The organism is Afipia massiliensis (assembly GCF_014203115.1).
Taxonomy (GTDB): Bacteria; Pseudomonadota; Alphaproteobacteria; order Rhizobiales; family Xanthobacteraceae; genus Afipia; species Afipia massiliensis.
Genome location: NZ_JACHIJ010000003.1, coordinates 370,278 through 387,785, shown reverse-complemented (window position 1 = coordinate 387,785; position 17,508 = coordinate 370,278). Strand labels below are relative to the sequence as shown.

General features: G+C 62.0%; 19 protein-coding genes and 1 tRNA gene. 6 read left to right on the top strand and 14 right to left on the bottom strand.

Going from position 1 to position 17,508, the window contains the following annotated elements; all coding sequences use genetic code 11:
* Positions 1-4 precede the first annotated feature (4 nt).
* Complete coding sequence (locus tag HNQ36_RS11400; RefSeq protein WP_184085004.1) at positions 5-1,294, top strand: MATE family efflux transporter; 1,290 nt, start codon at positions 5-7, stop codon at positions 1,292-1,294.
* Here HNQ36_RS11400 and HNQ36_RS11395 read toward each other — a convergent pair.
* Complete coding sequence (locus tag HNQ36_RS11395) at positions 1,269-2,363, bottom strand: quinone-dependent dihydroorotate dehydrogenase (protein ID WP_184085001.1); 1,095 nt, start codon at positions 2,361-2,363, stop codon at positions 1,269-1,271. The genes HNQ36_RS11400 and HNQ36_RS11395 overlap by 26 nt on opposite strands.
* Positions 2,360-2,704, bottom strand: a complete 345-nt coding sequence (locus tag HNQ36_RS11390; protein ID WP_184084998.1) for a DUF952 domain-containing protein — start codon at positions 2,702-2,704, stop codon at positions 2,360-2,362. Before HNQ36_RS11390 ends, HNQ36_RS11395 begins: the two co-directional genes overlap by 4 nt.
* 219 nt (positions 2,705-2,923) lie before the next feature.
* Here HNQ36_RS11390 and HNQ36_RS11385 point away from each other — a divergent pair, with 219 nt between their 5' ends.
* Positions 2,924-3,550, top strand: a complete 627-nt coding sequence (locus tag HNQ36_RS11385; protein WP_184084995.1) for a S24 family peptidase — start codon at positions 2,924-2,926, stop codon at positions 3,548-3,550.
* Positions 3,551-3,559: 9 nt separating this feature from the next.
* On the opposite strand, the gene ybaK is transcribed toward HNQ36_RS11385, so the two are convergent.
* From ybaK to HNQ36_RS11365, 4 genes are read right to left on the bottom strand one after another with little or no spacing between them, the layout of a single operon-like run.
* Complete coding sequence (ybaK, locus tag HNQ36_RS11380) at positions 3,560-4,033, bottom strand: Cys-tRNA(Pro) deacylase (RefSeq protein ID WP_184084992.1); 474 nt, start codon at positions 4,031-4,033, stop codon at positions 3,560-3,562.
* A 25-nt stretch (positions 4,034-4,058) separates the two neighbouring features.
* The gene (locus HNQ36_RS11375; RefSeq protein ID WP_184084990.1) at positions 4,059-5,696 is read right to left on the bottom strand and encodes a lysine--tRNA ligase; all 1,638 of its coding nucleotides are present in this window, start codon (positions 5,694-5,696) and stop codon (positions 4,059-4,061) included.
* Positions 5,697-5,729: 33 nt separating this feature from the next.
* Positions 5,730-6,377: a Pr6Pr family membrane protein gene (locus HNQ36_RS11370; RefSeq protein ID WP_184085931.1), complete on the bottom strand. Its 648-nt coding sequence runs from the start codon at positions 6,375-6,377 to the stop codon at positions 5,730-5,732.
* Positions 6,378-6,400: 23 nt separating this feature from the next.
* On the bottom strand, positions 6,401-7,354 hold the full coding sequence (locus HNQ36_RS11365) for a transporter substrate-binding domain-containing protein (RefSeq protein WP_184084987.1): 954 nt from the start codon (positions 7,352-7,354) through the stop codon (positions 6,401-6,403).
* Positions 7,355-7,436: 82 nt separating this feature from the next.
* Here HNQ36_RS11365 and HNQ36_RS11360 point away from each other — a divergent pair, with 82 nt between their 5' ends.
* Positions 7,437-9,470 (top strand): glycosyltransferase family 2 protein, encoded by a 2,034-nt coding sequence (locus tag HNQ36_RS11360; protein WP_184084984.1) that lies wholly within the window; start codon positions 7,437-7,439, stop codon positions 9,468-9,470.
* Here HNQ36_RS11360 and HNQ36_RS11355 read toward each other — a convergent pair.
* Complete coding sequence (locus HNQ36_RS11355) at positions 9,461-10,051, bottom strand: SCO family protein (RefSeq protein ID WP_046828429.1); 591 nt, start codon at positions 10,049-10,051, stop codon at positions 9,461-9,463. The two genes, HNQ36_RS11360 and HNQ36_RS11355, sit on opposite strands and share 10 nt — an antisense overlap.
* 168 nt (positions 10,052-10,219) lie before the next feature.
* Complete coding sequence (locus tag HNQ36_RS11350) at positions 10,220-10,681, bottom strand: hypothetical protein (protein WP_184084981.1); 462 nt, start codon at positions 10,679-10,681, stop codon at positions 10,220-10,222.
* Positions 10,682-10,942: 261 nt separating this feature from the next.
* On the opposite strand from HNQ36_RS11350, the gene HNQ36_RS11345 reads away from it, so the two are divergent.
* Positions 10,943-12,601, top strand: coding sequence for an FAD-binding dehydrogenase (locus tag HNQ36_RS11345; RefSeq protein WP_184084977.1), 1,659 nt, complete (start codon positions 10,943-10,945; stop codon positions 12,599-12,601).
* 27 nt (positions 12,602-12,628) lie between these two features.
* Here the strand turns inward: HNQ36_RS11345 and HNQ36_RS11340 are convergent, their stop codons facing one another.
* The 5 genes from HNQ36_RS11340 to HNQ36_RS11320 form a co-directional block, all read right to left on the bottom strand.
* Positions 12,629-12,991: a PRC-barrel domain-containing protein gene (locus HNQ36_RS11340; protein ID WP_184084974.1), complete on the bottom strand. Its 363-nt coding sequence runs from the start codon at positions 12,989-12,991 to the stop codon at positions 12,629-12,631.
* A gap of 212 nt (positions 12,992-13,203) precedes the next feature.
* On the bottom strand, positions 13,204-14,220 hold the full coding sequence (locus tag HNQ36_RS11335) for a 2-dehydropantoate 2-reductase (RefSeq protein ID WP_184084971.1): 1,017 nt from the start codon (positions 14,218-14,220) through the stop codon (positions 13,204-13,206).
* 38 nt (positions 14,221-14,258) lie between these two features.
* Positions 14,259-15,437, bottom strand: coding sequence for an NADH:flavin oxidoreductase/NADH oxidase (locus HNQ36_RS11330; RefSeq protein ID WP_184084968.1), 1,179 nt, complete (start codon positions 15,435-15,437; stop codon positions 14,259-14,261).
* A gap of 106 nt (positions 15,438-15,543) precedes the next feature.
* Positions 15,544-15,954 carry a group III truncated hemoglobin gene (locus tag HNQ36_RS11325; RefSeq protein WP_184084966.1) on the bottom strand — a complete coding sequence of 137 codons (411 nt, stop codon included), beginning with the start codon at positions 15,952-15,954 and terminating at the stop codon, positions 15,544-15,546.
* The gene (locus HNQ36_RS11320) at positions 15,951-16,121 is read right to left on the bottom strand and encodes a hypothetical protein (protein ID WP_184084963.1); all 171 of its coding nucleotides are present in this window, start codon (positions 16,119-16,121) and stop codon (positions 15,951-15,953) included. Before HNQ36_RS11320 ends, HNQ36_RS11325 begins: the two co-directional genes overlap by 4 nt.
* Positions 16,122-16,229: 108 nt before the next feature.
* On the opposite strand from HNQ36_RS11320, the gene HNQ36_RS11315 reads away from it, so the two are divergent.
* On the top strand, positions 16,230-16,673 hold the full coding sequence (locus HNQ36_RS11315; RefSeq protein WP_184084960.1) for an RrF2 family transcriptional regulator: 444 nt from the start codon (positions 16,230-16,232) through the stop codon (positions 16,671-16,673).
* Positions 16,674-16,697: 24 nt separating this feature from the next.
* Here HNQ36_RS11315 and HNQ36_RS11310 read toward each other — a convergent pair.
* Positions 16,698-16,771: transfer RNA gene (locus tag HNQ36_RS11310), tRNA-Gly, on the bottom strand.
* 137 nt (positions 16,772-16,908) lie between these two features.
* Here HNQ36_RS11310 and HNQ36_RS11305 point away from each other — a divergent pair.
* Positions 16,909-17,499, top strand: a complete 591-nt coding sequence (locus tag HNQ36_RS11305; RefSeq protein WP_184084955.1) for a methylated-DNA--[protein]-cysteine S-methyltransferase — start codon at positions 16,909-16,911, stop codon at positions 17,497-17,499.
* Positions 17,500-17,508: the final 9 nt, after the last annotated feature.

Genomic DNA, 17,508 nt, shown 5'->3' with positions numbered 1-17,508 from the left:
GGCGATGCTGGCCAATCTGACGACGCCGCTGCTCGGCGTCGTCGCGACGGCCTGTATCGGCAGGCTGGGTGACCCCGCGCTGCTCGGCGGCGTTGCCATCGCGTCGGTCGTTTTCGATTGCCTGTTCTGGCTGTTCGGCTTCCTGCGCATGGGCACCGTCGCGTTTACCGCGCAGGCCCTGGGCGCGCGGGATCATGCCGAGATCCGCGCAACCCTGTTTCGCGCCATCATCGTCGCGACAGCGATCGGCCTTCTCCTGATCGCAGTGAGCAAGCCTCTCGGCACTGTCGTCCTGTCATTGATGGGAGGCAGCGAGCCGGTGACCGCCGCGGCACGCGAATACTTCGCGATCCGGCTGTGGTCCGCGCCGATGGCGCTGGGCAACTATGCTCTTCTCGGCTGGTTCGTCGGTCAGGCGCGCGCAAAAACCGCGCTTGCTCTTCAAATCCTGATCAATGCGGCCAACATCGCGCTGACGGTGTGGCTGGTCCTTGTGCTCAATAAGGGCGTTGCCGGTGCAGCGATTGCCGCGGTCCTCGCCGAAACAGCCGGATTCATTGTCGGTGCGATACTGGCCTGGCGCCTGCTTGGCCGCGTGTTCGATATCAGCGCCGACCGGCTGTTCGACCGCGAGCGGCTCCTGCATATGTTCTCGGTCAACCGCGATATTCTCATTCGCACCGCCGCACTTATCGCGGCATTTCTCTTCTTTACGTCGCAGGGCGCACGCGCCGGCGACACCGTGCTGGCGGCCAACGCCGTCCTCAACAACTTCCTTCTGATCAGCGCTTTCTTTCTCGATGGCATCGCGAATGCCGCTGAGCAGATTTGCGGGCGGACTTACGGTCAGCGCGACCGCGAGGGTTTCCTGACTGCCACCAAGCTCGTTATGCTGTGGGGATCTGTCTTCGCACTGGCCGTGACCACCGCCTATTTCTTCTTCGGATCGGGCCTGATTGCGTTGATGACGTCAAACCCCGACATTCAGCGCGTGGCAAACGCCTATCTTGTGTTCGTGATCCTCGCGCCGATCGTGGGCTTTTTCGCATTCGCCTATGATGGGATTTTCATCGGCGCGACCTGGGCGCGCGACATGCGCAATCTCATGCTGCTGTCGCTGGTGATCTTCCTCGCCGCGTGGGCTCTTCTGCGACCATTCGGCAATGCTGGTCTCTGGACGGCGCTTCTCGTCCATTACGTTGCGCGCGGCGGCCTGCAGGCGCTGCGTTATCCCGCGCTGTTCAAGGCTTCTTTCGGCGACGGCGCGCTTAATCCGGCCAGGGTTCCGCAGTAATCGTCGCCGCATCCGCGCCGACGATTTCAGAGAGACTCTCGCGGCTGGTCCGCCGCAGCGTCGATACGAGATCCGCTTTGATGTCTTCCACCAGCCCGAGGCCTTTGTAGATCAGCGACGAATACAACTGGATCAGGGTCGCGCCGGCGCGGATCTTCATCAGCGCCGCACCGCCGGAATCGATGCCGCCGACGCCGATCAGCGGAAATGCGCCTTCGGCCCGCACATAGGTTTCCGCCACCATCCGCGTCGACAGCCGCAGCAGCGGCCGCCCCGACAATCCGCCCTGCTCCTTCGCCTTCGCCTGATCACGCAGCGTCTCAGGCCGCGCCAGCGTGGTGTTGGCGACGATCATGCCGTCGACCCGGCGCGAGCGCGCGATGTGAACCACGTCGTCGAGTTCCTGCAGCGTTAGATCGGGCGCGATCTTCAAAAGTAGCGGAGAATCACCCGCATTCTTGCGTACGCGCTCGCGCGCATCGATCACGCGCGCCAGAAGATCGTCCAGCGCCGCTGCCTGTTGCAGGTTTCGCAAGCCCGGCGTATTGGGCGACGATACGTTGACTGTGAAATAACTCGCCACCGGCGCGAACAGTTCGATCAGCCTGACATAGTCCGCCGTGCGATCCACCGAGTCCTTGTTGGCCCCGACATTGACGCCGACGATGCCGCCATGGCGCGCGCGCGTCGCGAGCCGGCGCAACACGGCCTCCGCGCCGTCATTGTTGAAACCCATCCGGTTGATGACGCCGGAATCCTGCTCCAGCCGAAACAACCGCGGGCGCGGATTGCCATCCTGCGGTTTCGGCGTCACCGAACCGATCTCGACAAAGCCAAAGCCCAACCGCAGCAGCGCGTCCGGCGCTTCGGCGTTCTTGTCGAAGCCCGCGGCCATGCCGACGGGATTGGGGAAATTCAGACCGAAGGCCCGCACCGCGAGTTTCGGATCGCTGGCGCGCGGTTTCCCCGGCGGCAACAATCGCAACCCACCGATCGCCAGCCGGTGCGCATCCTCCGGATCGAGCCGGCGCAGCAGCGGCAATGTGAGGGCATCGAAAGCGCGGATCACGAGGTCCACTCCGGAATATCGTGCGAGCCGTCAGCGCGGGCGCGCAGGTTGCGAATCTCGATCACCACACCGGTATCGAGTTCGCCGTAGAGATGCGGAAACAGTTCGCCACCGCGCGAAGGCTCCCATCTCAACGCCTCGCCCAGTGCATCGGTATCGACGGCGATCAGAAACAGTCCTGCCTGCCCGGCGAAATGTTTGGCGACGGTTCCTGCCAACTGGGACGCCGTTGAAAAATGGATGAACCCGTCGCGCCGGTCGTCGGCGCTGCCGCGAAAGGCGCCCTGGCGCTCGGCCTCTCGCCAGGCCGACGCCGAACAAACTTTATAGATGGTGGACACGGTCGCCGGGTTCTCGCTAGTTCTTGAATTCGTTCGGAATTTTTCGGAGCGCGGGCGGAAGCCCCGCAGACCCTATCGGCGCACTCCGGCCACTTCAAGGACAGCGTTCAGGTGATCGCTATGCATTGCAGAACCATCCGATTCGAGGTAATAATTCCTAGTTCTTGATAAAATTCACTGCCCGGTCCGGTCGGCTGGGCCAGACATCCGGCCACCCTCATGTTGACCCACGATCAAATCTGGAATGCGCTCGACCGGCTTGCCGAACGTGCAGGCCTGTCAGCATCCGCGCTGGCCAAACGCTCGGGCCTCGACCCCACCACCTTCAACAAATCGAAACGCATCACGCCGGACGGGCGCGAGCGTTGGCCCTCGACCGAATCGGTGGCGAAGGCATTGGCCGCTACCGGCACCACCGTCGATACCTTTGTGCAGTTCATCGAGGATACTGCGCGCTCGGTGCAGGCGGTGCCGCTTCTCGGGTTCGCCGAAGCCGGTGCTGGCGGCTATTTCGACGACGGCGGTTTTCCCGTCGGCAAGGGCTGGGATGAAGTCGGGCTTCCTTCGGTCAACGACGAACACGCCTACGCGCTGGAAATTTCCGGCGACTCGATGAAGCCGGCCTATCGCGACGGCGACGTCATCATCGTCTCGCCCGGCTCACCGATCCGGCGCGGCGACCGTGTCGTGGTGAAAACCAAGGACGGTGAGGTCACAGTCAAGGAACTGAAACGCCGGACCGCGAAAGTCATCGAGCTGCAATCGCTCAATCCGGCACACAAGGACCGCATCATCGACGCCAAGAACGTCGAGTGGATCGCGCGCATCGTCTGGGCGAGCCAGTAACGCTCCGCGTCAAGCCACCAGCGGCGCAACGATCGCGCTCAACACCCTGGCTGCGTCGCGCGGATCAAGCCGGACCTGCAATCCGCGCTGCCCGCCATTGATGAACACCAGATCATGAGCCATCGCCATCTCCTCGATGGCCGCGCGAGGCGCGCGCATTTGCCCGAACGGACTGATGCCGCCGACCTTGTATCCCGACAGGCGTTCCGCATCGGCCGGCTTCATCATCTGCGCGGATTTTCCGCCGAACGCTGCCGCGAGCTTTTTCATCGACACTTCGCGATCCGAAGGAACGATCACGCAAACCGGCTTGCCATCGACCAGCGACATCAGCGACTTGAGCACGCGTGACGGCTCTTCGCCCAGCGCCTCGGCGGCCTGTAATCCGATGCGGTCAGCGTCGCCGTCATAGTCGTAAGTATGAACGGTGAAGGCGACGCCTGCCTGTTCCAGCATCTTCGTCGCGCGCGTCACCTTGGACATTCGTGTCTCCGAGGTCGCGCGAAGACTATTCCGCCCGCTTCAACGCAGCGTCAATCATCGCGATGGCATTCGCGACGCCATAGACCGCGACGAACGATCCGAAGCGCGGGCCTTTCTCCTGACCGAGCAACACCTGATAGAGCATGTTGAACCAGTCGAGCGAAACGCCCGGACGGCCATCCTTGCCCTTCTTGACCTGATCCAGAAACGGCTCGCGGCGGCCGATTTCATAGACCACGTTCTGGATATCTTCCGCGGACGCTTCCGGCGGCAGTTGCGCCAGTGCGTTGCGCAGATCGGTCAAGGCCGCGCGCTCGCCCTCGGTCGGCTCGCGGAATTTCTTCGTCGGCGCCACGAAGTCCCGATAGTAGTTGATCGCGTAACCGACCATGTCGTCGAGTTTCGGATGGGTCTTCGGCGTCACGCCCGGACGATAGCGCCCGATGAAACCCCACAGCGTTTCGGCATTCTCCGCATTCGACGACGACACCAGTGTCAGCAGCAACTGGAACGTCACCGGCATGTCGGCAAGCGGCGGATTGCCAGCGTGGATATGCCAGACTGGATTGCTCAGGCGCTGCTTGCCATCCTGACGCGGGTAGCCGTCGATGAATTGCTGGTAGTCGTCGACGTTGCGCGGGATGACGTCGAAATACAGCCGCTTCGCCGCCTTCGGCTCACGGTACATGAACAGCGACAGCGATTCCGGCGAGGCGTAACGCAGCCATTCGTCGATGGTGAGGCCGTTGCCCTTCGACTTGGAAATCTTCTGGCCCTTGTCGTCGAGAAACAGCTCGTAGTTGAAGCCTTCCGGAGGCGTGCCGCCAAGCGCCGAACATATCTTTCCCGACAGCTTGACGGAATCGATCAGATCCTTGCCCGCCATTTCATAGTCGACGCCAAGCGCAACCCAGCGCATCGCCCAGTCCGGCTTCCACTGCAGCTTGCAATGCCCGCCGGTAACCGGAACGGTGACACGCTCGTTGGTGTCGGGATCGTCATAGGACACAGTACCGGCCCTGGCGTCATGCGCCACGATCGGCACCTGCAGCACGATGCCGGTGCGCGGGCAGATCGGCAGGAACGGCGAATAGCTTGCGGCACGCTCTTCGCGCAGCGACGGCAGCATGATCGCCATCACCTTGTCGATGTTCTCCAGCATCTTCAGCAGCGTCGCGTCGAAGCGACCCGACTTGTAGTACTGGGTCGAGCTGGCGAACTCGTAATCGAATCCGAAGGTGTCGAGGAACGCGCGCAGCCGTGCATTGTTGTGCTCGCCAAAACTCGGATGGGTGCCGAACGGATCGCGGACCTGCGTCAGCGGCTTGCCAAGGTCCTGCGTCAGCATCTCCTTGTTCGGCACATTGTCCGGCACCTTGCGCAGGCCGTCCATGTCGTCGGAGAACGCTAAAAGCTTGGTCTTGATCTTGTCGTCGGTCAGCACACGAAACGCATGACGCACCATGGTGGTGCGCGCGACCTCGCCGAAGGTGCCGATATGCGGCAGCCCCGACGGACCGTAGCCGGTCTCGAACAGCACCTCGTGCTTCGGCTTTTTCATCAACCGCGCGACAATCTGCTTCGCCTGTTCGAACGGCCAGGCGTTGGATTGTTCGGCAAGCGCCCGAAGGTCACTCGCAGTTGCGGGCATTTCATTCGACATCAAGACTCTCACAAGCTTAGAAGGATTGCCGGTTTAGGCAGGCTGGCGGCGCGCGAGCCACCAGCCGGTCATCACCAGACACATACCGATCGCAGCGCAGACGATCAGCAATCCGGCTGTATTAGCCGCAACGCCTGCATAACCCAAGGTCTTGGCGTCGATAAAGGGATAAGGATAGAAGCCGGACATCTTTCCGCGCACCAGCACGAAGCCGAGATAGAACAGCGGATAGATCAGCCACAGCAGCGGGTCATACCAGCGAAGCCCCGCCTTGCGGACGCAGGTCAGCCAGAACACCAGATAGCCCACCGGCATCACTGTATGCAGCGCCGTGTCCGCGAACCATTGCGCGCCTTTCGGCTCCCAAAGATGGCGCAGCAAGGTGTGATAGGTGATCCCGACCAGAACGATATAGACCGCGACGGCGGAGCGCACGAACGGATGCACCAGCCACTCGTCCATGCCTGCCTTGATCGCAAAGGCCGTCAGCACCAACGCTGCGAGGATATTGGTCTGGATGGTGAAATAGGAGAAGAAACGGATCAGCGCTTCCACAAGCGAAAGGCCGAGCCCGCTCGCGACCTGAATATGCAGCACCAGCTGAAGCACCAGCGAAAACCAGCAGAATGCCGCCAGCAACGCTGCACCCGTGCGCTTGATCCTTGCCGATCCGATTGCCATCGTCACCGTGCCTCGTCGCCAGATCAGAACGGACTGACCGAGAAATAGCGCAGCCAAAGATCAGTGTAGCGGCCTTTCTCCCAGAGCCGGAACATCGCCCAGTTCAGCGCCTGACGCAGCAGATCGTTGCCGCGCTTGACCCCGATGCCGACACCCTCGCCGAAATAGCGGCTCTCGATGAAAGGACCGCCGCTGAACGCGCAGCAGTCGCCGGAATCGGTGCCGTTGATCCAGAACGCCAGCGAAATGGCATCACCAAAAACGAAATCGACTTCACCCCGGCGCAACGCCAAGCGAAGCGCATCGTCATTGGGGAAGCTGACAAGCTGCGCGTCGGTGAACAACGTCTTCAGATAAGCCTCATGCGAGGAGCCCGCGATCGCGCCGACCTTCTTGCCCTCGAGATACTCTGGGCGAACCTCCGCCATCACCGCGTCCCGCCGGGACACGAAGCGCGCCGGCGAGCGGTAGTACGGATCGCTGAAATCGAGCTTGGCGCGAAGCTGCGGCGTCACCGCCAGCGACGCAATGATGGCATCGCCACGGTTGCCGTTGATCGCATCCACCAGCGTCTCGAACCGGCGCATCTGGATCGTGCACGCCACCTTGATCTCGTCGCAGATCATCCGGGCCAGATCGACATTGAAGCCGGCCGGATTGCCGTCGGGGCCAGTGAAGTTGAAGGGCGGGTAATCCGTCTCAGTCAGGAAGCGGATGACCGTCAGGCGCGAAAGGTCCGGCCGGTCGGGCCGTCGCCGTGGATCCCAAAAGCCCGGGACGGCCTGAGGCGCGGCGGGCTGAGGAATAGCGGTTGGCTGCGACGACTGCGGAGCCGCAGATGGCGGCGCGCCCTGAGCGAAAACCGGCTGGACCCCAGCGGCGAAACCTAGTGCAGCCCACCAGACAGCCAACCCGGCAGCTGCACCGGCAATACGGCGCAATCGGACATTGAAGGCAAATACCATCTGTGGTTGCATTGGCTGGGGGTTCCGCGTGCTGGGTCTTATAGACCATCCACGGAACGATTCGAGTGCGTTTGTGGCGTGGGGTAGCGGTCAAATGGCCGTGGCTGGGCGGGCAAGCGAGTTCGGCGAGGAGAGGCCGCAACGTTTTGCGGGCCTGACGGCGTCCGCCCGGAATCTAACGACCTTCCTTGCCGGCTTTCTCGGACGGCCACGGTCACAAAACGACAATCAGCCCGGACATCACGAGCCTGGACCTGCCGTGGAACTTGATTGCCTGCGGCACGTACTTGCCCCTGATCTCCTCGCCGCGGCAGAGCAACGCAGCGAGGATCTCGGCATCGGTGCCGATCGCGTTCTGATCCAGTGGGGCGTCATCAACGAGTGCGTCTACCTCGACCACCTTGCCGTGCATACCGGACTAGACGTCGAAACTCTTGAGAATGTCAGCCGCACCGATTGTGTGCTGCCCGACGGCGGCCTTCATCTTTGCGCCCGGCACGGTCTCTTGCCCATCCGGCAACGCGGAGGACTGGTGTATGTGTCGGCGCCGCACGGATACAGCGCCCGCCGCATCGTCAGGCTGATTGCGCGATACCCGTTGCTTCGTCCGCGCATCCGCCTCACGTCGATCGCGCGTTTCAATTCATTCCTCGAATATCACTCCGGCGATGCGTTGGCCGACACCGCAGCCAAAGGTCTGGCGACACGTTTCCCCGACCTGTCAGCGGCACCGGCGCTGGCTTCGCATGGCCGTCTGTTTCGTTTCTTCCGCTATCTGCTGCGGCTTTCCGCTCCCGTCGTGCTCCTGACGCTGGCGCCCATGCTGTTGCTCGACGCGTTCGGCGTAATCCTCGCGATATGGTTTCTGCTGTTCACGAGCCTGCGGCTTACCGGATGTTTCTCACCGCCAAAACGGCGTCCTCGGCTGCCGCGGCTGCACGACAGTCAGCTTCCCATCTATACGGTGGTCGCAGCGCTCTACCGCGAAGCATCGTCGGTCGCACCGCTGATGCAGCACCTCGATGATCTGGACTATCCCCGCGAAAAACTGGACATCAAGCTCGTCATCGAAACGGACGATCTGCAGACCCGCGCCGCGATAGCAAGACTAGGACCGATGCCGCACGTCCAGGTCATCATCGCACCGGACGTGGGGCCACGGACAAAACCCAAGGCCCTCAACTGCGCGCTCACCTTCGCACGCGGAACCTTCATCACCGTATTCGACGCGGAGGACCGGCCCGAACCCGGCCAGCTTCGCGAAGCGCTCGACGTCTTCCGGACGCATGGATCGGACGTCGCCTGCGCACAGGCAAGCCTCTGTATCGACAACACCGCCGACGGCTGGATACCGCGGATGTTCACTGCCGAGTACGCCGGGCAGTTCGACGTGTTCCTGCAGGGCTTTTCCAATTTCGAGATGCCGCTGCCGCTCGGCGGATCCTCCAATCACTTCCGCACCTGCGTCCTTCGCGAGGTTGGCGGCTGGGATCCTTACAACGTCACCGAGGACGCCGACCTCGGCTTCCGGCTTGCGCGATTCAAGTATCGCAGCGTGATGTTCCCGTCGACAACCTACGAGGAAGCTCCCGCGCGGTTCGGCCCCTGGCTGCGCCAGCGCTCGCGATGGATGAAGGGATGGATGCAAACATGGAGCGTGCATATGCGCTCGCCGCGCCAACTTTGGCGCGACGCCGGGACGAGCGGCTTTTTCACCCTCAACATCATTGTCGGCGGAAATGTCCTGACCGCACTCGCGCATCCGTTCCTGCTTGGCGAACTTCTGGTGCGGGGGGTGATGAGCGCTTTTGACGACAGCGTCGCGCCGTTCTTTGCGAAGCCATTCATCGAGCTCTATCTCGCGACGATCGCGGCGGGCTATCTGACCACCATCGCGATCGGGCTGATCGGATTGGCGAAGCGGAATTTGCTTGGAGAGGCGTGGGTTCTGGTCCTCACGCCCGTGTATTGGGTTTGCCTATCCATCGCGGCGTGGCGCGCGCTCTATCAACTTCTGGCCGAGCCTTACCACTGGGAGAAAACAGAGCATGGCCTCGCGCAGCATTCGCGAATCGCAGCGCAGCGTCGAGCCGAAGCCGGTGAGCGTCGCAGGGCGGCTCAGAGATAACGCTTGAGATCGGTCGCGGCTTCTTCAGGCGTGCGCTTCAGATTGAACGGACGCACGAAGTTTCCCTTACGATCCATCAGATAGATCAGCGCGGTGTGATCCATCGTGTAGTCGCCATCCTTCAGCGGGATCTTCTTGGCATACACCCGATAGGCCGAGATCACCTTGGCGATTTCGTCCGGACTGCCGGTCAATCCCTTCAGATTTGGATCGAAGCTCGAGATGTAATCCTTCATCACGGCAGACGTGTCCCGCTCCGGATCGACCGACACAAAGTACGCGTTCACCTTGGCTGCGTCCGGGCCCATGGCACGCAGGACTTCGGACATTTCGAACAGCGCCGTCGGGCACACATCGGGGCAATGCGTGAAACCGAAGAAGATGATCGTCGGGCGGCCGATGAGGCTCTTTTCAGTTACCGTCTGTCCGGCCTGATCGGTCAGACGAAACGGGCCACCGATCGCCGCCGGCGCGGCGGCGCCGCGCAGGCCGCCCATCAGCCACAGCGTAACCAACAGCCCGATCGCGAGGCTGGCGGCAAACGCGGCGATAATCACGAGCGGCCGGGTCGTCCTGTTCATCGCAAATCCGTTCCTTCCGCCTTCGCGGGCGGCGCATGGCCGAAGGGCCGGCCGCTTGTTCCGAGTTGGGCATGGGATAGAGCGCGCAGCCCGGACGAGCAAGCGCCGCGCCCGCATGTCTGATCACATGACGGGGAGCAAGAGGCTGTTTGATCGCGGTTTTTGGCGTTAGCGGCCGTGCGCCGAAGCCTGTGCGTCCATATAGCACGGACGATACATGCTCGCGAGTTCGCGGCCGCGGAGGAAGATCATGCGCTGTTTCAACCCGCCGCGGCGGGAAATCCAGCTGCGGATGGAGGTCGGGTACATGTCGTACAGCATTCGGGTCGCTTCGCGGTTCGTGACCGGCCGGCCGCTTGCCCCGAAATCCCACGCGGCATGGAATCCGAGACTTGCCCGCGACGTCACGCAGATCTTGTCGTGCGGAACGGCGCCGAGCACGATGGTGCAGGCTGACGCACACAGCCCGTCGATCACCACGGTCTCGCCTGAACCCCTGAGGCTTTGGTATTTATCGACGTAGGTGCCGATCCGGCCGCCGCGATCTTCCGAAATCCGGACCACAGCCTGACTCGCGCCAACTCCGCCCAGGAGAAGGACTGCCGCAAGAAACCCCGTCACAATCTTCATTGCCGGCCCCGTCGCCCCCTGCCTGTATCGATCGGGGCATCGTCAGCGTGTTGCGAGTCCGGATTTTTGTCCAGAACACCTTGCGATGCAAAGACGGATTCTGCCGCAGTGTTGCTAGCTTGCTGCACTTGCACCGGACGATCCCGAATCGGAACATGGCGGCATGGTTCATTGAACGACCGAAGGTCAGTCCTTGACCGAATTTCCGTTGACCGGACTTCACACGCCGCGTTTCTATCCACCAAGGCTGAGGGAACAAAAATGGCGAACGATGCGGACGTGATTGTCGTCGGTGCGGGTCTCGCGGGTCTTGTGGCGGCGACAGAATTGGCCGATGCCGGCAAGCGCGTGATCGTGCTCGATCAGGAAGGCGAACAGAATCTCGGCGGGCAGGCCTTCTGGTCACTCGGCGGACTGTTTCTCGTCGATACCCCCGAACAGCGACGGCTGGGCATCAAGGATTCCCACGACCTGGCGTTGCAGGACTGGATGGGAACAGCAGGTTTCGACCGCGACGAGGATCACTGGCCGAAGAAATGGGCTGAAGCCTATGTCGCCTTCGCTGCCGGTGAGAAACGCGGCTGGCTGCAGGCAATGGGACACCGGATATTTCCCGTCGTCGGCTGGGCCGAACGCGGCGGCTATGACGCCATGGGACACGGTAATTCGGTGCCGCGCTTTCATGTCAGCTGGGGCACCGGCCCCGGTGTTGTGGAACCGTTCGAGCGGCGTGCCCGCGAACATGCCAACACCGGCCGCATCGCCTTCAAGTTCCGTCACCGCGTCGACGCGCTCGATATGGCGGGCGGTGCGGCCACTGGCGTGAGCGGTAAAATCCTGGAGCTGTCGTCCGAACCGCGCGGCGTCAGTTCGTCGCGCACTGAGACAGGCGACTTCATACTGAAAGCACAGGCCGTGATCGTCGCTTCAGGCGGCATCGGCGGCAACCACGATCTCGTGCGCGAGAACTGGCCGAAACGTCTTGGCACCCCGCCCAAGCACATGGTGACCGGTGTTCCGGCTCACGTCGATGGCCGCATGATCGGCATCACCGAGGCCGCCGGCGCGCGCCTGATCAATCGCGACCGCATGTGGCATTACGTCGAAGGGGTCCACAACTGGAACCCGATCTGGCCCGGCCACGGCATCCGCATTCTGCCCGCGCCATCTTCGATGTGGTTCGACGCAATCGGCAAGCGTCTGCCCTCGCCGCTCTATCCCGGGTACGACACGCTCGGTCAGCTCGAATACATCATGAAGACCGGCTACGACTATTCATGGTTCATCCTGACGCAAAGCATCATCAAGAAGGAATTCGCGCTGTCGGGTTCGGAACAGAATCCGGATCTGACCGGCAAGAGCTGGCGCATGACCATCCGCCGCGCTTTCAACAAAGGCGCACCCGATCCCGTCGAAGCCTTCAAGGCAAAAGGCGTCGACTTCATCGTCCGCGACAACCTCGATGATCTTGTCGCCGCCATGAACAAGCTTAGCGGAACAAGCCTGCTCGACACCGCTTCAATCAGACAGCAGATCGAGGCCCGCGACCGCGAAATCGACAATCCTTACGTCAAGGACACCCAGGTCATGGGTATCCACAACGCGCGGCGCTACATCGGTGACAAGCTGATCCGCACCGCCAAGCCGCACAAGATCCTCGATCCCGCACATGGACCGTTGATCGCGGTCAAGCTCAACATCCTGACGCGCAAGACGCTCGGCGGCTTCGAGACCGATCTCGACTCGCGTGTGTTCGGCAATGACGGCAACATCATTCCGGGACTCTATGCGGTCGGTGAAGCCGCCGGATTCGGCGGCGGCGGCGTGCATGGATATCGCTCGCTCGAAGGAACGTTCCTTGGCGGCTGCCTGTTCTCGGGCCGCAATGCAGGGCGCGCTGCGGCGAAGGCCGTGATCTGACGCCCGCGACCGGCGAGCGTCCCTGCGTCAGAAGCCGATCCAGTAGGCGTCGACTTCGCGCACGCGGTTGCCCCAATCGAACTCCTTGTCCGTGCCGAAGGACGGCGCCTTCTTCAGCTCCTCCTCGGACATCAGCGTCAGGAGTTCGTAGGCTTCAATCGCGGGGTTGTACTTCATGCTTGCCCATGGGAGCGGGCGATAGTCTTCGCCGACTCCGAGAAAGCCGCCGAAGCACAGAACGGCGTATGCAACATTGCCGCTGGTCTTGTCGATCATCAGTCGCTTGATGCTTCCGATTTTCCTGCCATCGGCATTAAAAACCCGCGTCCCCTCCACCCTGTCGCTTGCGACAAGACGATGTGGTTTGAGACTCATGGTGTCCACTTGCATGTGACCCTCCAGGCGTTGAGGTCCTCATCCCGCACGTAACCGCGTGCCGGAAACACAGGATTGGTTGGTTCCAATCATGCGGATCGGCTGCCGGGAAAAGGGCCTGTAAGCCGGGCTCGCGGGCAAGACAAAGCGGGCTTTGCCCGGCACTTGCATCAACAGCCATAATCTAATCCTGCGGCTGTTCTCCCGCCAGCCCGTTGCGGGGAAAATTAGCCCGAACGCACAGGCGAACGAACCTGCTCCGGCGTCAGGCCGGGCGATCCCTTGGCCGCCTGCTCGGCCTCACGGATTAGCGCCACGATACGCGCGGACAAAGGCGCTTTCAGCCCATGACGCTGGGCGAGCGCAACGATCAGGCCCTGCAGGTGATCGATCTCGGTGCGGCGACCGCGCTGCAGATCTTCCCACATCGACGAGCGGGCTTTCGGGTCGATCTTCACCATCGACGCGGCGATCTTCGTAAACAGCGCGTCGGGCAGTTTCAGGATGAACGGCGTGAAAGATGCAGGCAGTGGCGTCGTCGATACCGGCGCAATGCCCTCGGCCTTGATCACCGCCAATGCCTCACGCATCTGATCCGCGAACAGCACACGCCAGGATCGCTGTGCAAGCTGATCGCGTAACGGCAACCCGGACAGCGCATTGAGCGCGTTGTTCAGATTGACCAGCAGCTTGCCCCATTGCACGCCTTCGATGTCGTCCACGCCGCGGAAAACAAACTCAGGCGTCGATAGCAGCTTCGCGGTATCGGCATCATCCTTCTCCAGCAAAATGTCGCCGGAGGTGGCGCGGTGAAAATGTCCGTCGTCCATCGACAGCACATTGAACGGCACCATGCCCGCCAGCACATCATGATCCGGCATTGCCTCGCGCAGTACCGAAACGTTGCCGGTGCCGTTCTGGAGACTGACGATCACGGCATCCTTTCTGGCATGTTGCGCGATCAGCTCCGCGATCTCGGCGGTGTCGTCGCTCTTGACTGTAACGAGGATGATGTCGGCATCTGCAAAGATGGCCGGGTCACCGGACAGCTTGATCTCCGCCGATGACAGGCGACGCTCTATGCCCTCAAAGCTGGTGACCTTCAGCCCATTCCGGTTGATCTCGTCGATCACGCGTGGCCGGGCCAGCAACGACACTGCGTGGCCGCCGGAGCGCAGCATACCGCCGACGAAACAGCCGATGCTGCCTGCTCCCGCCACGCAGATGGATTTCGATGACATCATGCCGACCCTCGCCCGATGGATAACGGGCGGAGCGTCGCCTAAACCTTGCGGAATGGCAACGCGGGACCGTCGAGCTTGCGCAGACCCGGCTCGCGACGTTCCAGCCACCAGCCATATTGCTTGGGCCAGGACGCGAAGGTCCCGTCTCCGATTTCGCCCTTTGTTTCGCGCAGGGCCAGTTCGGCGTGCAGTGGCCAGTTCGGGTCGAACAGAGCCTCGCGTCCGATTGCAACGAGATCGGTCCTGTCTTCCGCAACAATGTCCTCGGCCTGCTGCGGATGCAGGATGAGGCCGACGGCCATGGTGGTGACTTTTGTCTCGCGACGGATCTGTTCGGCGAACGGCACCTGAAAGCTGTAACCGCGCGGAATGCGCGCCGCCGTGGCCGAGCCCATCAATCCGCCGGACGAACAGTCGATCACATCCACGCCCCGCGCCTTGGCTTCGTTCACGAAGGCAACCGAGTCGGAGATATCGATGCCACCGTCGATGCCGTCGACGGACGAAATGCGCACGAACAGCGGGCGATCAGCCGGCCAGACCGCGCGCACCGTCTCGATAATCTCGAGCGGATGCTTCATGCGCCCGGCGCGGTCGCCGCCATAGGCGTCGGTGCGATGATTGGACAGCGGCGACAGAAATTCATGCAACAGATAGCCGTGAGCGCAATGAATCTCGAGCACATCGAAATCCGCCTCCACCGCGCGCAGCGCCGCGAGACGCCAGTCCTCACGCAACTTTTCCAGATCTGATTCAGTCAGTTCGTGCGGCATCAGCCAGCCGTCGTCCATCGGAATGGCGCTGGGTGCGACGATGGCCCACGGCTTGTCGCCGCGCGCATGATCTTCGGCGGTCAGCGCCGCGTTGCCGTACCACGGCCGCTGCATGCTGGCCTTGCGCCCGGCATGCGCGAGCTGAATCGCAGGCACTGATCCGTCGGCGCGAAGAAAGGCAGCGATGCGCTTGAGCGGTCCGATTTGTCCGTCGTGCCAGAGACCCAGATCGCCATGGGTGATGCGGCCCTCCGCGGTGACGGCAGCCGCCTCTGTCATCACGATGCCGGCGCCGCCTTGCGCAAACTTGCCGAGATGAATCAGATGCCAGTCGTTGGCGAGGCCATCGTCGGCTGAATACTGACACATCGGCGAAATCACGATTCTGTTTTTCGCAGTGATGCTGCGCAGGAAAATCGGCGTGAACAAGCGGGGCTGTGACATCAGGCCTCTGTTGGCTGGACTGGAATGATCGCCAACTTAACAGCCTGAAGAGGAAAGCCAAGCAAGCAGCCATGCGCCCCATCAGGGCGCGCATGCGCCACGCGTTTTATTCCGCCGCTTGCGGAGGCCACGGCCGATCCGGTCGATAGAACAGCGCGAGCTTCAGACTTTCGGCGATCCGCTCGGCCTTGTCGCGAAACACCGCACTGACTGCTTCGTCAAACATTTCAGTGCATGTCTCGTCGAACAGCTTCAGCCATGTGGCGAACAATTCGGGACACATCCCGGCCACGGCGAAATGCTTCATGACCGGATTGCCCTTGTAGCGTCCGCTGGTCAGCATGACCGACGACCAGAACGCGTACATCTTTTCCAGATGCGGCTGCCAGTCGCCAATGGCCCTTTCGAAAACCGGCCCCAGTTCCGGTTCTTGGCGGACCTTGGCGTAGAATGCATCGACGAGCTGCCGGATCGTTTCTTCCGAAACAGAGCTGTGTTTTTGCGCGGCGAGTGTCATGCGACGATCCACACCACCACGACACCCAGAACCGTCCAGACCAGCGAATTGACCAGCATCCGCACCAGATTTCCGTGCTCGTCCGAGCCCAGCGCATTGCAGGCAACATTGCCCGGCAGCAGAAACGGCCAGGCGATCGCATCGCTTACCGAGGTCGTCTTGCGCATCGGAGCACTCCTTCGTCATTGCACAAGCAATACCGGGACCTTCATATTGCAGGCCTTGTCTTAAAGCAATATTTAAAATATATCTTTAAAAGCACACGCGAGGCCACCATGCGACTAACGACATATTCGGACTATGCCCTGCGGATGCTGATGTATCTCGCGGTGAAAGAGGATCGGCTGGCGACGATCGCCGAGATCGCAGCCAGTTATGACATTTCGTCAAATCATCTGATGAAGGTGGCCCATCAGCTGGGTGTCGCCGGGTATGTCGAAACCGTGCGCGGCCGCGGCGGTGGTTTGCGGCTGGCAAAGCTTCCGGAGACCATCCGGCTCGCCGACGTGGTGCGTTACACCGAACCCGACATGGCCATCGCATCGTGCTTCCAACCGCTCGATGTCCCCTGCGCGATCGGCTCGTGCTGTGTCCTTCGCAGCGCGCTGGCAAAAGCTCGCGACGCGTTCATGAATGTTCTGGAGGGTTACACGCTGGCCGACCTGGTGCGGCCCCGCGCGCGGCTGGCCAATCTTCTTGGCATTGCCGACGCTGCGTGATCGGGTCGACGCATCGCTGACAGTTGGAGCGGGCGAAGGGAATCGAACCCTCGTATGCAGCTTGGGAAGCTGCCGTTCTACCATTGAACTACGCCCGCGCGGTTCCGACCTTAGCCACACCCTGCGCCGCGCCGCAAGATGGCTGTCGTCGCAGGATTCGGGTGGCAAACAAGGCGAAAAAGCGCAAGATTCTCCAAGTCGCGTGAATCGCGGTCATGACAGACTGGAACGCAGTATGACGATGGGTTTTGCATTGTTCGACACGGCGATCGGGCGTTGCGGCGTCGCCTGGGGTGAGCGCGGCCTTTTGGGCGTGCAACTGCCGGAAACCGACGACACCAGAACCCGCTCACACCTCCTTCAGAAAGCTTCCGGAGCCCGCGAGATGACGCCACCGGCGGAGGTGCAAAAGGCCTGTGACGCCATGGCGGAACTGCTGGGCGGCGAAGCACGCGATTTGTCGTTCATCGCGCTCGATACCGAACGGCTGCCCGCCTTCAACCGCAGCGTCTATGACATCGCCCGGACCATCGCGCCCGGCGAAACCCTGACCTATGGCGATATCGCCACCCGCCTCGGCGACAAGCTGCTGTCGCGCGCCGTCGGCAAGGCGCTGGGAGAAAATCCGCTTCCGATCGTGATCCCCTGTCATCGGGTGCTGGCGGCCAATGGCAAGACTGGCGGCTTTTCGGCCAATGGCGGCGTCACCACCAAGTTCCGGATGCTCGCCATCGAGCGCGCCAGGATCGCCGGCGCCGCTTCCGACGATGCGCCAATGCTGTTCGATCCCGGTTTGTCGATTGCCCCGCGACGGCGGCGGGGATAAAATCGATCC

Excerpts from the sequence above, each read along its gene's own strand:
- HNQ36_RS11400 (WP_184085004.1), top strand. The coding sequence starts at position 5 with ATGCTGGCCAATCTGACGACGCCGCTGCTCGGCGTCGTCGCGACGGCC.
- HNQ36_RS11385 (WP_184084995.1), top strand. The coding sequence starts at position 2,924 with ATGTTGACCCACGATCAAATCTGGAATGCGCTCGACCGGCTTGCCGAA.
- ybaK (WP_184084992.1), bottom strand. The coding sequence starts at position 4,033 with ATGTCCAAGGTGACGCGCGCGACGAAGATGCTGGAACAGGCAGGCGTC.
- HNQ36_RS11375 (WP_184084990.1), bottom strand. The coding sequence starts at position 5,696 with ATGTCGAATGAAATGCCCGCAACTGCGAGTGACCTTCGGGCGCTTGCC.
- HNQ36_RS11370 (WP_184085931.1), bottom strand. The coding sequence starts at position 6,377 with ATGGCAATCGGATCGGCAAGGATCAAGCGCACGGGTGCAGCGTTGCTG.
- HNQ36_RS11365 (WP_184084987.1), bottom strand. The coding sequence starts at position 7,354 with ATGCAACCACAGATGGTATTTGCCTTCAATGTCCGATTGCGCCGTATT.
- HNQ36_RS11360 (WP_184084984.1), top strand. The coding sequence starts at position 7,437 with ATGGCCGTGGCTGGGCGGGCAAGCGAGTTCGGCGAGGAGAGGCCGCAA.
- HNQ36_RS11355 (WP_046828429.1), bottom strand. The coding sequence starts at position 10,051 with ATGAACAGGACGACCCGGCCGCTCGTGATTATCGCCGCGTTTGCCGCC.
- HNQ36_RS11350 (WP_184084981.1), bottom strand. The coding sequence starts at position 10,681 with ATGAAGATTGTGACGGGGTTTCTTGCGGCAGTCCTTCTCCTGGGCGGA.
- HNQ36_RS11345 (WP_184084977.1), top strand. The coding sequence starts at position 10,943 with ATGGCGAACGATGCGGACGTGATTGTCGTCGGTGCGGGTCTCGCGGGT.
- HNQ36_RS11340 (WP_184084974.1), bottom strand. The coding sequence starts at position 12,991 with ATGCAAGTGGACACCATGAGTCTCAAACCACATCGTCTTGTCGCAAGC.
- HNQ36_RS11335 (WP_184084971.1), bottom strand. The coding sequence starts at position 14,220 with ATGATGTCATCGAAATCCATCTGCGTGGCGGGAGCAGGCAGCATCGGC.
- HNQ36_RS11330 (WP_184084968.1), bottom strand. The coding sequence starts at position 15,437 with ATGTCACAGCCCCGCTTGTTCACGCCGATTTTCCTGCGCAGCATCACT.
- HNQ36_RS11325 (WP_184084966.1), bottom strand. The coding sequence starts at position 15,954 with ATGACACTCGCCGCGCAAAAACACAGCTCTGTTTCGGAAGAAACGATC.
- HNQ36_RS11320 (WP_184084963.1), bottom strand. The coding sequence starts at position 16,121 with ATGCGCAAGACGACCTCGGTAAGCGATGCGATCGCCTGGCCGTTTCTG.
- HNQ36_RS11315 (WP_184084960.1), top strand. The coding sequence starts at position 16,230 with ATGCGACTAACGACATATTCGGACTATGCCCTGCGGATGCTGATGTAT.
- HNQ36_RS11305 (WP_184084955.1), top strand. The coding sequence starts at position 16,909 with ATGACGATGGGTTTTGCATTGTTCGACACGGCGATCGGGCGTTGCGGC.